This window comes from Mucilaginibacter sp. RCC_168, from assembly GCF_041355315.1.
In the GTDB taxonomy this organism is placed as follows: Bacteria; Bacteroidota; Bacteroidia; order Sphingobacteriales; family Sphingobacteriaceae; genus Mucilaginibacter.
Genome location: NZ_JBFUPN010000002.1, coordinates 197987 through 214200 on the forward strand (window position 1 = coordinate 197987; position 16214 = coordinate 214200).

The 16214-nt window shown below is 42.4% G+C and carries 9 protein-coding genes; 7 read left to right on the plus strand and 2 right to left on the minus strand.

What is annotated here, in order from left to right:
• The first annotated feature begins 93 nt into the window (after positions 1–93).
• Positions 94–1464 carry a dipeptidase gene (locus AB6735_RS02240; RefSeq protein WP_370994193.1) on the plus strand — a complete coding sequence of 457 codons (1371 nt, stop codon included), beginning with the start codon at positions 94–96 and terminating at the stop codon, positions 1462–1464.
• Between the two features lie 303 nt (positions 1465–1767).
• Entirely contained in the window at positions 1768–1893 is a 126-nt protein-coding gene (locus AB6735_RS02245) for a hypothetical protein (protein ID WP_370994194.1), read from the plus strand.
• 44 nt (positions 1894–1937) lie between these two features.
• Here AB6735_RS02245 and AB6735_RS02250 read toward each other — a convergent pair whose 3' ends face one another.
• Positions 1938–3035: a mandelate racemase/muconate lactonizing enzyme family protein gene (locus AB6735_RS02250; protein WP_370994327.1), complete on the minus strand. Its 1098-nt coding sequence runs from the start codon at positions 3033–3035 to the stop codon at positions 1938–1940.
• Between the two features lie 407 nt (positions 3036–3442).
• Here AB6735_RS02250 and AB6735_RS02255 point away from each other — a divergent pair, with 407 nt between their 5' ends.
• The 4 genes from AB6735_RS02255 (at position 3443) to AB6735_RS02270 (ending at position 8559) form a co-directional block, all read left to right on the plus strand.
• Positions 3443–4177, plus strand: a complete 735-nt coding sequence (locus tag AB6735_RS02255) for a DUF4290 domain-containing protein (protein WP_370994195.1) — start codon at positions 3443–3445, stop codon at positions 4175–4177.
• 295 nt (positions 4178–4472) lie between these two features.
• Positions 4473–5780: a UDP-N-acetylglucosamine 1-carboxyvinyltransferase gene (murA, locus tag AB6735_RS02260; protein WP_370994196.1), complete on the plus strand. Its 1308-nt coding sequence runs from the start codon at positions 4473–4475 to the stop codon at positions 5778–5780.
• 186 nt (positions 5781–5966) lie between these two features.
• On the plus strand, positions 5967–7532 hold the full coding sequence (locus AB6735_RS02265; protein ID WP_370994197.1) for an ArnT family glycosyltransferase: 1566 nt from the start codon (positions 5967–5969) through the stop codon (positions 7530–7532).
• A 94-nt stretch (positions 7533–7626) separates the two neighbouring features.
• Positions 7627–8559 (plus strand): hypothetical protein, encoded by a 933-nt coding sequence (locus AB6735_RS02270; RefSeq protein ID WP_370994198.1) that lies wholly within the window; start codon positions 7627–7629, stop codon positions 8557–8559.
• Between the two features lie 83 nt (positions 8560–8642).
• Here the strand turns inward: AB6735_RS02270 and AB6735_RS02275 are convergent, their stop codons facing one another.
• Positions 8643–10004, minus strand: coding sequence for a pyridoxal-phosphate dependent enzyme (locus AB6735_RS02275; RefSeq protein ID WP_370994199.1), 1362 nt, complete (start codon positions 10002–10004; stop codon positions 8643–8645).
• 296 nt (positions 10005–10300) lie between these two features.
• Here AB6735_RS02275 and AB6735_RS02280 point away from each other — a divergent pair, with 296 nt between their 5' ends.
• A complete protein-coding gene (locus tag AB6735_RS02280; protein WP_370994200.1) occupies positions 10301–16159 on the plus strand; it encodes a carboxypeptidase-like regulatory domain-containing protein in 5859 nt (1952 codons plus the stop codon).
• Positions 16160–16214 lie beyond the last annotated feature (55 nt).

Here is a 16214-nt window from a genome sequence, read left to right on the forward strand (position 1 = left end):
TATAATATCATAACAGTTTGTGCAATAGACCGCATGAACTGTTGCTGTTTTAAGTCAATAAACATCAATATATTTGCTGCAAATTCTATAACTATGCAGCATATAAAACAGTATGTAGACGAAAACAAACAACGTTTACTTGACGAATTGTTTGAACTTTTGCGTTTCCCTTCGGTTAGCGCCGATCCTAAATACAAACCCGATGTTTTAAAAACCGCCGACTATGTGGCACACAAGCTACGCGATGCAGGCGCCGACAAGGTTGAGGTTTGCCAAACTGCTGGTTATCCTATTGTTTACGGCGAGAAAATAATCGATCCTTCAAAACCTACGGTATTGGTTTACGGGCATTATGATGTGCAGCCACCAGATCCGCTGGAGCTTTGGAAAACCCCACCATTTGAACCAACTGTGCGCGATGGTAAAATATATGCCCGTGGCGCTTGCGATGATAAGGGACAGTTTTACATGCACGTAAAAGCGTTTGAACTAATGATGCAAACCAACACACTGCCCTGCAATATCAAATTCATGATAGAGGGCGAAGAAGAAGTTGGTTCATCAAACCTGGCTATTTTTGTAAAAGCTAACAAAGAACGCCTTAAAGCTGATGTGGTATTGATATCAGATACCTCGATGATCAGTATGGAGCATCCTTCGTTGGAGACTGGTCTGCGTGGTCTGTCATACCTGGAAGTAGAAGTAACCGGTCCTAACCGCGATCTGCACTCTGGTGTCTATGGTGGCGCTGTAGCTAACCCGGCTACTATACTGGCCAAAATGATTGCATCTCTGCACGACGAAAACAATCACATTGCTATCCCAGGCTTTTATGATGATGTAGTTGATCTTACACCGGCAGAACGTACCGCGTTGAATAATGCACCTTATAATGAGGATGAATATAAAAAAGACCTGGATGTACAGGAGCTCTGGGGCGAAAAAGGTTATACTACTTTTGAGCGTACCGGTACTCGTCCTACGTTAGAGGTAAACGGCATTTGGGGCGGTTATATTGGCGAAGGTGCCAAAACGGTATTACCATCAAAAGCAAGCGCCAAAATATCCATGCGCCTGGTACCCAACCAAACCAGCGAAAAGATCACCGAACTTTTCACCAAACACTTTTTAAGCATAGCCCCTGCCAGCGTTAAAGTAAAGGTAACCCCGCATCATGGCGGCGAACCGGCTGTAACCCCTACCGATAGTGTAGCTTACCGCGCAGCTCAAAAAGCCATTGCCGAATCATTTGGTAAAGACCCGATACCTACCCGTGGTGGCGGCAGTATCCCTATTGTGGCACTGTTCGAAGCCGAGCTCGGTCTTAAAACCGTATTGATGGGTTTTGGTCTGGATAGCGATGCATTACACTCTCCAAACGAAAAATATGATATCTTCAATTACTATAAAGGCATTGAAACGATTCCATTGTTCCACAAATATTTTGCGGAGTTAAGTAAGTAGTTTAAAGATTGGATAACTCGAATATCAATACATAAGGGGTGGCTTTCGGTTACCCCTTATGCTTTTATAAAAGCCCCATTGTTACCAGTAGGTATTATTCGACATTTAATATCCCACAAACTCAATACAAATTCCATCTGGAAAATACACTAAGGTACTAAAAACCAACGCAACCTTTGACATAGATATAACAACGTTTTATTCACATTAAATAAATACAATAATATGACGTTTTTCCTTATATTTATTTAAAACAAAAGCACTTGATAGAGAGTATTATTTATATATATAAAACATACTATTATGGAAACGAAGGAAAAATCAAAGAGCGAAAATGTAAAGGAAGTAAGGAAAGTTAAAAACACTAAAGCCGAAAAGGTCACTACGGCAAAAAGCACCAACAGATTTAAGCGCAAGCCGTTGTTATAAAACCATACGATGGGGCCTCCGGCAAACACCGCGGCCCCCATTGCCTAAATCTTAAAATGTTCACAATGGGCCAAAAATGCCTCATTGGCATCGGCGCCTATCCCGGGTTCATCTCCGATGTTTAACTGATAACCTTCGTAGCTTACTCCGCCTATACAAGGATCTTCCAGATGGCCCAGCATACAGGTATCCATGTCATAAAATTGAATGTTAGGACAGGCATAAACAAAATGCAGTTTAGCGCTCAAACCAATTCGGCTCTCGAGCATGCCGCCCATCATACAAGCAATTCCTTTTGAGGCTGCTTCATCATGGATCTGTTTAGCCTCCAGTATCCCACCCGATTTTGACATTTTGATATTGATATAATGACAGGAGCCACTGTTGATCTGTTTGCGGGCATCATGGTGGTTATATACGCTTTCGTCGGCCATGATCTTTACAGGCGACAGCTGCATCAGTTGCGGCAAACGATCATCATACCAGGTACGCATAGGTTGTTCGCAGAATTCAATATCGTATTGCCCCATAGCCTGCAGGGCAAAAACGGCATCGTCAAAGCTCCAGCCCTGGTTGGCATCAATACGTATTTTGATATCGTCGCCCACAGCTTCCCGGATCTGGCGAATACGTTCAACATCTTCCACCGCATTTTTGCCCAGTTTTACCTTCAGAATAGTGGCCCCCGTAGCTTTAAAATCAAGCGCTTTAAGTGCCATCATGTGCGGCCCGGCAATACCTATGGTAATATCCGATTCTACTTCGCGCCGTTCTCCTCCCAATAACTGATATAGGGGTACACCGGCATTTTTGGCGGCAATATCAAACAAGGCTATGTCAAAGGCACTCTTAATAGTGGTATTACCGGCAGTAAAATTGTGCAGCTGCTGCATGCGGGCGGGTATATCCAGGGCGTCATAGCCTTTCCACAACTTTGCAAATTCACGGGCCATCACCAGGCAGGTATCCTGTGTTTCGCCTACGATCATGGGGAAGGCCGAACATTCTCCCACACCATAAAAACCGGCATCGGTATGTACCCGGATAAAAACATTCTGCGCATGATCCATAGTCCCCGTAGCAATGGTGAACGGTTCCATAGGGATGCTAAAGCGGTATATATTAATATGGGTGATGATTATTTTATCTTTCACGGGTATATTTTATGTTTTGATTATCTAAAGTAACATTTTAGCCTTACTATTTTAAGGGATTATCAGATTATTGGACCGTTGGACTATTAGACTTTTATGACTATTACTTCAATTGAATTTTGGAATATACAGATCAATAAATTTCATTTTTTATTATCCCCTACTCAAAAGTTTAATAGATCCACTGCCCATTGCCATCCTTTATCTAAAAGTCCAATAATCCCTTCAGGCTTGTAATATTTTAGCCCAATAATTTGCACATTAATACTATTACGTTATATTTGCGTTACTACAATATTAGTAACAATTCAATTTTAGCCTCATATCCCAAATTCACGGGCATTTGTCTGGCTAAATTAAATCCTTCTTAATAATAACATTACAACAGCATAAACATGGCTCAACAAAACACGCCTGAATTTGACTATAACTCAACCAGGAAAAAACTTATCCTGTCTGAATATGGCCGCAACGTACAAAACATGGTTAAATACATTGTTGCGTTGCCCACTAAAGAAGAACGTAACCGCTACGCGCAGGTAGTGATAGACCTTATGGGGTTTTTAAACCCGCACCTGCGCGATGTGGCCGATTTTAAACATAAGCTTTGGGATCACCTCCATATTATATCTGACTATCAGATTGATGTAGACTCGCCATACCCAAAACCATCGCCTGAGGCTATCCATATTAAACCGCAGCCTTTAAGATACCCACACCAGCGCATCAGGTATAAGCATTATGGCAAAACCATTGAGCTGATGATCGAAAAAGCCAAAAGCATTGATGATGCCGATCGTAAACGCCACATGGTACAAGCTATAGCTAATTTCATGAAAATGGCTTACGTGCAATGGAACAAAGATTCGGTTGCCGATGAAAGCATCCTGGCCGATCTATACGCCTTATCTGGCGGTACGCTGAAACTGGAAGAAAACATCAACCTTAACCGCGTTGAGTTCCGTCCTAACCAAAACAACAGCAATAACAACCAAAACAATCGTGGGCGCAATCAGAACAATAATCAAAACAACCGCGGGCGCAGCAACCAGAACAACAATCAAAACAACCGTAACAATAACAATCAAAACAATCGTAACCGTAACAACGGCGGCGCAAAGAAATATTAGTTCATTGGTTCAATTGTTCATTGGTGCCTGACTATTAAAATATATCAGCAGCACGTACATACGATCAATGTCATATCAAAAAGCCCGGTTATCTTCAAAAGTAACCGGGCTTTTTGATATGTATTTTATTTCTGATAACGCTTGATCAACAAACTCATACAATCAATGGACTAATGAACAATTGAACCCATGAACAGTCAGGAAATTTTATAATCTTTGCCCTAAAGTAGCGCGCTTGTTTTGCTAAATTAAGCGTGCTTAAAAACGAATCATGATCAATCAATTATAAACTCCTATGACTAACGCATTTGTGATAAACGGCGGGAAACCGCTAAAGGGCGAGATTACTCCGCAGGGAGCAAAAAATGAGGCTTTACAGGTAATTTCGGCGGTATTGTTAACCGATCAGAAAGTTACCATCAGCAATATACCTGATATAAAGGATGTAAATAAACTGATAGAGCTGCTGGGTGATATGGGCGTTATTGTGGAGAAAACCACTGCGGATACCTATACCTTTATAGCTAAGGATATTGATCAGGATTTTTTCCAGTCAGAAACTTTTAAATCAAAAGGCGGTGGCCTTCGCGGCTCAATCATGATTGTGGGTCCGCTGCTGGCCCGTTTTGGTAAAGCATCCATCCCCAAACCAGGCGGCGATAAAATTGGTCGCAGACGTTTGGATACCCACTTCCTGGGTTTCGAAAAACTGGGCGCGCAATTTAACTACAACCCTGCCGATGGCTTTTTTAATGTTGACGCATCAAACTTAAAAGGCACTTATATCCTGCTGGATGAAGCTTCGGTAACCGGCACAGCCAATATTGTAATGGCCGCGGTTTTGGCTAAAGGTGTTACCACTATATACAATGCCGCCTGTGAACCCTACCTGCAGCAGCTTTGCAAAATGCTGAACCGTATGGGCGCCAAAATAAGCGGCATAGGTTCCAACCTGCTTACCATTGAGGGTGTTGACTATTTGGGCGGTACAGATCACCGTTTACTGCCGGATATGATCGAAATAGGTTCATTCATTGGCCTTGCGGCTATGACTGGTTCCGAGATCACTATTAAAGATGTGAAATACCCTGAGCTGGGTATGATTCCTGACGTATTTAAACGCCTGGGAATTAAACTGGAACTGCGTGGCGATGATATTTACATTCCTGCCCAAGATCATTATGAAATAGAAACTTTTATCGATGGATCTATCATGACCGTTGCTGATGCCCCCTGGCCAGGCTTTACGCCCGACCTGATCAGTATTGTGCTTGTGGTAGCTATTCAAGCCAAGGGCTCGGTGCTCATCCATCAAAAAATGTTCGAGAGCCGTTTGTTCTTCGTGGATAAACTGCTGGACATGGGCGCGCAGATCATCCTTTGCGACCCGCATCGCGCTACCGTTATCGGTTTGGATAAACAAGTACAACTACGCGGTATCTCCATGACCTCGCCCGATATCCGTGCCGGTGTAGCCTTGTTAATAGCAGCCTTATCAGCACAAGGACAATCAACCATTTACAATATTGAGCAAATTGAACGCGGTTATCAGCATATCGATGATCGTCTGAAAGCTCTTGGCGCCGATATAACAAGAATATAATTATGCTCAAAGCGGAAAGCCTAAAGTCAAAAGCCTTTTTATCTTGCTTTTAGCTTTTGGCTTTCTGCCTTTAGCTCCCCTCCCTTAAATCGTTACATTTCATCTTTTTGCTTTTTAAAGATTGTTATGTTACTTTAGCTTTTGGCTTTGCCCCTGCTTTAAGCCATTATAAAACCTACCAGAACAATGCCATATAAAAACCGAAGGTCAACCTATGCATATTTCATACTGATTTTTGTATTTATAAAAGTTGTTCTTAATTTATTCGCTATAAGCCATTTTGGCTTTCACCGCGACGAATTACTGCACCTGGTTTTGGCTGATCACCTGGATTGGGGTTATAAGGAAGTCCCCCCGTTTATTGCCATCGTGGCCAAAGTTTCCAACATTCTTTTTGGGCATTCAATTTTTGCTGCGCGTATTTTTCCTACCATTTGCAGCGGACTTATTGTTTGGTTCACCGGTTTAATTACGGTTGAATTTGGCGGGCGCAAGTTTGCTATCACCTTAACCTGCCTTGCGCTTATATTTTCGCCAGCGTTTGTGGCAAGCGGCTATCTTTTTCAGCCTGTTGTGTTCGATCAGTTTTGGTGGGTGCTTACCGTTTGGCTGCTAATCAAATACCTCAACACTACCGATGTTAAATACCTGTATTGGCTGGGCCTGGCCGTAGGCTTGGGTATGCTCACTAAGTATACCATGGCCTTTTTTACGTTTGCCATGATTATCGGCATCCTCATTAGTAAGCAGCGTAAACTATTATTCAACAGGCATATACTGGGTGCGGTTTTAGTAGCCTTTTTAATTTGCCTACCTAATCTCATCTGGCAAATTCAGCATCACTGGCCGCTCATCCATCATATGAAAGCCTTGCGCCAGGAGCAATTAAGCTATATTAAACCTGCTGAATTTATTAAACAACAATTGTTGGTGCATGGTGTAGCCTTTTTTGTTTGGTTCACCGGTTTGCTGTTCCTTATATTTTCTTTCAGGCTCCGCAACTTTCAATTTTTGGCCATTGCCTATGTGCTGATATTTATTTTTTTACTGGAGATGGATGGCAAAAACTATTACTTGTTTGGCGCCTACCCTATGCTATTTGCCGCAGGGGGCTTTGGTTTTGAGCGATGGCTAAAAACCAAAGGTTATGTGCTCCGCACTTTTACTGTAACAATATTTGTGTTGCCTAATATGATCTTGCTGCCCATGCTGCTGCCTATATTTTCGATAGAGCACACGCTGGCGTTTTTCAGGTTTGCTCATAAAAATATACCGGCTACAGATTTTTTGATCACCTGGGAAGATCAAAAACAACACCCCTTAACCCAGGACTATGCCGATATGTATGGCTGGGATGAACTGGCCCAAAAAGTAGGAAAAGCTTATAATGAACTAACACCGCAGCAGCAAAAACAAACCCTTGTTTATGCCGATAACTATGGCGAAGCAGGCGCCCTAAATCAGTACAGCAAACAATTTAACTTTCCGAAGGCTATATCCCTTAACAGCAGCTTTACGCTTTGGGCCCCGGATAGCCTGAACTGCAAATACCTCATTTATGTGGATGATAACGGCGGCGAAAACATCCGGCAGTTTGTAGCCGGCAAGATGATAGGCTCTTACAAAAAACTGGGAGAAATTGAGCATTATCTGGCCCGTGAAAAAGGCACCGGCATTTATCTGATAACCGATATTAAAGCTCCTTTACAGGAACGTTATACAAAGGAACTGGCCCGGAAAAGACTGGAGTAGCCTACTTATCATAAAACCAATAGCGTTCAACGTTCGCCTACACTCCGCTTTTGTTTATTATATTTACTTTTAAAACCTAACAACTTATTAACCTATGTTTTCAAAAGTACTACAATTTAAGTCACACTTAAGAAGAGTGATATCTGTTTTAAAAAAACTAAAACGTTTAGAACGGGAAAGCAGTACTGTTAAAGTGTTAGTTGCTAATATTTTAATAAAACAAAACCAAAGTAATGCCAGGCAAATTATTGAAAATATTCAATTAGCAGAGTTTAAAGTATTTTCACAATGGGGTGATGATGGTATTATTCAGTTTTTAATAAACTACCTTAACATACAAGAGCGCACATTTATTGAATTTGGTGTGGAGGATTATACAGAATCCAATACGCGGTTTTTACTGATAAATAATAATTGGACCGGGCTGATAATGGATGGGGATAAAAACAATATGGATTCAGTTAAAAAGGATAACTTATATTGGCATTATCATCTTACCGCTGTACCGGTTTTTATTACCGCCGAAAATATTAACCCGCTTATCATTGAAAATGGCCTTGAAGGTGAAATCGGGCTTTTACATATAGATATTGACGGAAATGATTATTGGGTTTGGAAGGAAATTACCGCGGTATCGCCAATAATTGTCATTGTAGAATATAATAGCGTATTTGGCGCCGAGGATACTTGGTCTGTTCCTTATAAATCCGATTTTGACCGTACTGTTGCACATCATAGCACCCTGTATTTTGGAGCTTCGTTAGCTGCCTTATGCGACCTCGCGGAAGAAAAGGGCTACTATTTTATCGGCTCAAATAGCAATGGGAATAATGCATATTTTGTAAGAAAAGACAAAATACAGGATCTTAAACCGCTGGATGCAAAAAGTGGTTACGTATTATCAAAATTCCGTGAAAGCAGAGATAAAAAAGGTAACTTAACTTATATAAATGGTGCAGACCGTTTAAAAATATTACACGGACTGGAAATTTACAACACACGAACCAAACAACTGGAAAAAATATGATGTAAGGGAAAAAAATCACAAAATAGGATTAACAAAAAGGTGTCATGCTACAGCACAACACCTTTTACCTTTCGCCTAAATAATTAAGCTGATATCGCGTTGATGATATCATATTGGGTAATGATCTCAATTTTGCCTTGTCCGTCTTCAACAAGCACCGCGATATTATCTTTATTGATCATAGCTGAGATCCTGTCAATAGAGGTATTCAGATCAACAAATGGGAACGGCGCTGTAGTGATGTTTTTGATCGGCTGCGATTTGATGGATGGGTTTTCGAGCAGCGAATTCAGGATATCGCTTTCCGTGATCTTACCGATCACCATGCCTTTTTGGGTAACCGGGATCTGTGATATATTAAGCGATTTGATGGTATTGATAGCCTCCAGTACGCTTTTTTCGCAGTCGATAGTGATGATTTCCTGCCCATCCTTTTTGCTGATGATATCGGCGGCTGTTAGTTTTCCATCTTTTAAAAATCCACGATCGCGCAGCCAGTCGTCATTATACATTTTGCCCAGGTAACGCGTGCCATGATCCGGAAAAATGATCACCACCACATCGCCTTCTTTAAATCTATCCTTCATTTGTAAAGCGCCGGCCACAGCAGATCCTGTAGAGTTACCCGCGAAGATGCCTTCTTTACGGGCAATTTTGCGGGTCATGAGGGCGGCATCCTTATCAGTTACCTTTTCAAAATAATCAATCAGGCTAAAGTCAACGTTCTGCGGTAAAAAGTCTTCACCAATACCTTCGGTGATGTATGGATAGATCTCATTCTTATCCATAATACCGGTTTCTTTATATTTTTTAAAAACAGAACCGTAAGTATCAATCCCCAGCACCTGTATGTTTGGATTTTTTTCTTTCAGGTAACGCGCCGTGCCTGATATGGTACCGCCTGTACCCACCCCTACTACCAGGTGCGTGATCTTACCTTCTGTTTGCTCCCATATCTCGGGACCGGTTTGTTCATAATGCGCCTGGGAGTTGCTCAGGTTATCGTACTGATTTGGTTTCCACGAGTTGGGTACTTCGCGTTCCAAACGGGATGATACAGAGTAATATGAACGCGGATCTTCGGGCTCTACGTTGGTGGGACAAACAATCACCTCGGCGCCAAAAGCGCGCAAGGCGTCAAACTTTTCTTTTGATTGTTTATCGGTACTGGTAAAAATACATTTGTACCCTTTAATAACGGCTGCAATGGCCAAACCCATGCCGGTATTGCCCGATGTACCTTCAATAATAGTACCGCCGGGTTTCAGCTTGCCACTTTTCTCAGCATCCTCTATCATTTTAAGGGCCATACGGTCTTTGATAGAATTACCCGGATTAGTAGTTTCTATCTTAGCTAAAACCGTTGCCGGGATATCTTTTGTTACTTTGTTTAATTTAACCAGAGGTGTGTGACCAATGGTTTCCAATATATTGTTATACCACATAAATTTCTAATATCTACTAACCCGGTATACTTAGCCGGGCTATGCCTCAAAATTAGCTTTCTCAACTGATATTTCTTTAAAAAAAGAAACATCAGTTGAGAATCAAGAGTCAAGAATCAAGATATAGACTCCTGTTTTCATGCAAAAGATAGAAAGAATAAAACTAATATTTTTTTCCTGTCTTGATTCTTGCCTCCTGATTCCTGATTCTCATCCAAACAAACTTTACATTTTTTTATGGAATAGTTAATCAACCTGCATCTTTTAAGTATAACCCAAAAGCTTATATTTAACCCATGGTATCTACAACCTATAGCAACCTTTCCTTATCATTAAAAATTGCCATATTTATTTTATTATTGATAGGCATTTGCGAGAGTCCGGCGTTTTCGCAAAAGCTGCTGAGCCCAAGTAGGCAGAGCAGTTATTACACGTATATCTATAAGCTCTCCCCTGCCGATGTGTTGAATTTTTATAAACACCCAGGTAAAGATCCCGACGAAAGTATACTGCGCCATCCTATTGATTCTTTTAAAACCGATAAATACTGGGATAATAATTTACCCGCCGGCAATTACATGCGGGTACATGCGGCAAAAAATAAGCTTCAGTATGAGCTCATCGAAAACCGCTCAGCGTATTTACAGTTATTCCGCAATAATTACGACCTGCGTTTTATCCTGACCGATAAGCAAGGGCAATTGATCAATAACGCCGTAGTTCAGTTTGATCAAAAAAACGTTCCTTTTGATGGCAAAAGTGGTTTATACCATCTTAACGCCGCCAAAAGAGACACCATATTGAAAGCCGAATTTGCCGGTGTTACCAATTACTACAAGATACAACAGGACAAACCCTACCGTTATAATAATCGCTATAATCATCAAAATTGGTTCAAAAGGCTTTGGCTGTCAATTAAAAATATATTTAAAAAACGCGTCAGCGATCAATGGCAATCCGCTAATAAATACCAGGGCTTTATGGTATTTAACAAAGCCATGTACAAGCCCAATGATACCGTTAAGTTTAAAGCTTACATTTTAAATAAGGATTCTAAAAAGCCCATTAACACCTCCAGATTAATAGTAAGGTTAAAAGAGGATTATAATGACGACGGCAAAATTATTGGCAAAGTGAGCAGCTACCGCGCAGGTGGTTTTGAATATAGCTTTGTACTGAACGACAGCCTCGACCTTAGTTTGGATAATAACTACACCGTCAGTCTGGAAGATCCGGATAAATATTTGCCCAAACAAAGGGATGAAGACAAGAAAGAGGGTAAACATGTGGTTTATCTTACGGGAAATTTCAGGTATGAGGAGTACGAGTTAAAGTCGCTTACGTTTAGTTCCCGTACCGACAAAAAAGAGCACTGGCCAGGCAATCCGCTTGCGCTGTACTTAAAAGCGGTCGACGAAAACAACCTGCCATCTCCGGATGGACGGGTAACCATAACGCTCACCACCCGCAACGCCAAGGACTATAGCAGCACCCATGTATTTGTACCAGACACCCTGTGGAAGCACCAGCAGGCGCTTGATCCGGTTGGCGAAACCAAAATACTCATCCCCGATTCTATTTTCCCCAAAGCGAATGTGGATTACCATATAGATGCTGAATTTTTAAACAGCAATAACGAAAGTCAATCGACAGATGAATGGGTGAGTTTTAAGTACAAACACTTCAACATCGCGGCCAGTTTAAGTGCTGATACCCTCATTAGCACGTACCAGGAACTGGGCAAAGACATCAAAGGCAAAGCCCTGATAACCGCGCTGGATGCCAGGGACGATACCATTTCCAAACAACAGGTTATCCTGCCCTCCAGGATCATCATCAACCCCAATGCTGCGAGTTATAACATTGCCACAGACAGCACCGATACCGATCTGGAATTAAAACAACAGCCAAGTGAGGTCTCATTATCAGGTTACCGCACCGCCGACTCCCTGTTTGTTAAAGTAAACAACACACGTAACCTGCATTTTTGGTACAGTGTATTTGCAGGCAACAAGCTGATTGATGCCGGAAAGTCCGTTCAGCTATTTTATAAACGAGCTTACCGGGAGCAAAACAATGTAACCTTTCTCGTCAATTACATATGGGCGGGCCAAAGTCTTACAGATCAAAGTGTTGTCCCCTATCAGGACAAATTTCTCACCATCAATGTAAAGCAACCCGTTTCCGTTTATCCCGGCCAGCAGGTAAAAACAGACATTGTAGTTACCGACGTTACCGGCAAACCTGTGCCCAATACCGACCTTACCGCCTGGGCCATGACCAGCAAATTCACCAATTACCAGGTACCTTTTGTGCCTTATCTGGGCAAATTGTATCCGGGCCGCAAATATAAAAACCCTTTTAGTGACAAGGGTGTTGATGGTGGTGGCACCCTGAAACTGAACTGGATCCGTTGGAGCCGCGAAATGGGATTGGACAGCATTACCTATTATCAATTTACCCACCCTGCAAAACTTTACCAGGTAGAAGAACCCACTACCGATACACTGGCGCAGGTGGCGCCATTCATTGTGAAAAATGGTGATATCATCCCGGTTCATATCTTGTATATCGATAACCGGCCGGTGTATTTCGATCAGGCGCAGCAATTACAACGCTACAGTTTTGAGGTAAGCCCGGGGCTGCACTCGTTCCAGTTCAGGACAGGCAACCAGCATATTAAATTGGATAGTATCCTGGTTAAAAGATCAAAAAAACTGATCCTGAGCCTCAATGCCGATAATGCACACACTACCAAAGCGCCGGATACCTTAACCATCTACGAAGCCGATCTGCTAAACAAATATATGATCACGGTAGTGAACAATTTTAAATCGCGAATGGCTACCCTGGAGCAGCCGGATAAGATCATACTGATTAATCCAAATCCGGGTTATCGCGGCGATATACTGACTGGCCCACTGACCGATAATTACGCGCAACTATTGGTGCGTGGCGAGAAACCACGCTACTTTGTGGCCGAGCCGGGGTTCACTTTCCTGTTTGAACCCGGACTGTTAAAACAAAAAAGCATCCCTTACAAATATCCTTTCAACAAAAATCTATCGGCAGCAAACGGGACAGATGATTATAAACAGTTGGTACTTACCAAACCGCAAACAGATAGCCTGTGGCAGCAATATCTTGATTCGCGTGCCAATAACCAGCAGTTATTCAGCAATGATGATAATAAAACCACGCACACAGGTCAACTGATGATGGATATCACTCAGCCGAAGGAGAAAAAACTATTGATCAAAAATGTAATTCTCTATAGGAATAACGATCTGGAATTTATCAGGATCTATCCCGGCAACACTACCGAACTGCATGGTATCGAAGCCGGGAATTATCGCTTGCTGTTCCTGCTGAAGGGCGATGTGTATGACCTAAAAGAAAACATCAGCATTAAACCTTATGGCATCAACTTTTATAAGCTGCATATTTTACCAACTCATGTTAAGGACTCGGTAAGCATCCGTATCAGTAATATCATCAACAACCGCAACGGCTTATATGATTATAAAGATAAGAACATTGAAAATGATGCCTTAAAGATCAAAGAAGCCTTTAATGAAAAATACCTGGACATGAGCGACTTTACAGGCCAGGTTGGCGGCGTTATTACCGACAATAGTGACAAGAAACCAATACCTGGCGTAACGGTGAAAGTAAAAGGCACCAGTAATGGAACTGTAACAGATATTTACGGCCGGTTTAAACTTAAAGTACCATCACATGGTAAACTCATCATCAGTTTTATTGGTTATGAAACCCAGGAGATCACTATAGAACCTGGCAGCTATCAAAAAATAGCGCTAAAGGAGTCGGCCAGCGCACTACAGGAGGTTGCGGTGGTGGGTTATGGCTCACAAAAAAGACGGGAAACACTTTCCGCTTCTTCAATGGTTGTTATGCGTGAAATACAGGGTAATGTTGCCGGCATCTCCGTTGGCGCCCCTGGTGCTAACGTCTCCATTCAGATCCGCGGCCTGTCATCCACACCCGGCCAGGAGCCGCTTTATGTAGTAGATGGTGAAATAGTGACAAGCATGAACGGGATAGACCCGGCCGGCATTGGTGAGATCAGCGTATTAAAAGATGCCGCCGCTACAGCCCTGTATGGCTCAAGGGCCGCTAATGGAGTGGTGGTCATCAACACCAAAAAGAAACCAGGTGATGCCCAGGCAACAGAGGCAACGCAGTCCGGTAATGAAGCCACCCTGCGTAAAAACTTTTCGGATTTTGCCTACTGGCAACCCAAACTCACTACCGACGAGCAGGGCAAAGCCAGCTTTACCACTACCTACCCTGACGATATTACCAGCTGGCGCACGTTTATTATCGGCATCAACGGACAACAAACTGGTTTTAAAGAAGCGCAGGTAAAATCATTTAAACCCTTGAGCGCCAATTTTACTTCGCCGCAATTCGCCGTGGCTGGTGATGAGCTAAGCGTTATTGGTAAAGTATTGAACTATAATTCGCAAAGCGCCGATGTTAACCGCAGTTTTAGCTATAACGGCAAATTATTGAAACAGGAAAATATCAGCGTAAAAAATTCCAAAATAGATACACTGAATATTATAGCCGATGCTATTGACAGCCTGAGCTTTGAATATACCATTAAGCGCGACAATGGTTATTTTGATGGCGAGCGCCGCAAGATACCGGTTATAAAACAAGGCGTAAAAGAAACCAAAGGCATATTTGAAGTATTGAACGGCGATACTACCGCACACTTAAAATTCGACCCGGCATTGGGGCCGATCACCTTCCACGCCGAAAATTCGGTACTACCCGCACTGATGGAAGAAACTCAAAAGCTGCGCGATTATAAATATTTATGCAACGAGCAACTGGCATCCAAACTAAAGGGCCTGCTAACAGAACGGCGTATCAAAAAATTCCTGGGCGAGGAATTTAAATACGGCAAAAATATTACCGAGGTGATCAAAAAACTACAGGAAAACCGCAAAAGCACCGGAACCTGGGGTTGGTGGAAAGATACTAACGAAGAGCTTTGGATAAGCCTGCATGCTGTGGAAGCGCTTATCAATGCGCAAAAGGAAGGTTATACCGTTCAATTGGATAAACAAAAGCTAACCGATTACCTTGTTTACCAACTGGAGAGCTACCGCGGACAGGACAAGCTAATGTGCCTGCAGCTACTGCAGCAACTGAGCGCCAAAGTTGATTATAAAAAATATGTCGACATCATAGTCAAAGAAAACACCGCTATAAAACTAAAAGCTGATATCAAGGTATCAACTTACGATAAATTCAGACTGATGCTGTTGAAACAGGAAGCGGGTGTTTCGGTAAAGCTGGATAGTTTACTCGCCACGCAACGTCGTACCCTTTTTGGCAATGTTTACTGGGGCGAGAGCAGCTATAGTTTCTTTGATAATTCGATACAACTCAGCATCCTGGCCTACAAGATCATAAAAAACGACGGCCATCACCCGGATATGCTCAACAAAATAAGGGGTTACTTTTTAGAACAGCGCGGGCACGGCGACTGGCGTAACACCTACGAAGCCGCCCTGATACTGGAAACCATTTTACCAGATGTGTTACAAGAAGGCAAACCGTTGAAACCGGCCGGCTTAACGCTCAAAGGGTCAAAAACCGAAATCATAAACCAGTTCCCCTACACAGCCACCCTTACCGATAATGAGATCAGCATTAGCAAAACCGGCACACTCCCTGTTTATATAACCGGTTACCAGCAATTCTGGAATCCTAAACCAGAAAAAGCAAATAAAGATTTTACGGTGGATACCTGGTTTGAGAAAAACGGCCAAAAGATCACTAAGCTAAAAGGCGGCGAAGCGGTAACCCTCAAAGCTGAAATTACAGCAAAAGGCGATGCAGATTTTGTGATGATCGAAATACCTATACCAGCCGGTTGCTCCTACAACAGCAAAGAGCAGTCATGGGATAACAACGAGGTACATCGGGAGTATTTTAAAGAAAAGGTGAGTATATTTTGCCGCAAGCTAAAACAGGGCAAATATACTTACACCATTAACCTGATGCCGAGATTTGACGGCAGGTACAACCTTAACCCTGCCAAAGCCGAGATGATGTATTTCCCGGTATTTTATGGCCGCGAAGGGATGAAAAAGGTGGTGATAGGGTCACACCCATAGTTTGTCATTCTGAGCATAGCGAAGAATCTATTCTTCAACATACTTATTGTTGAAT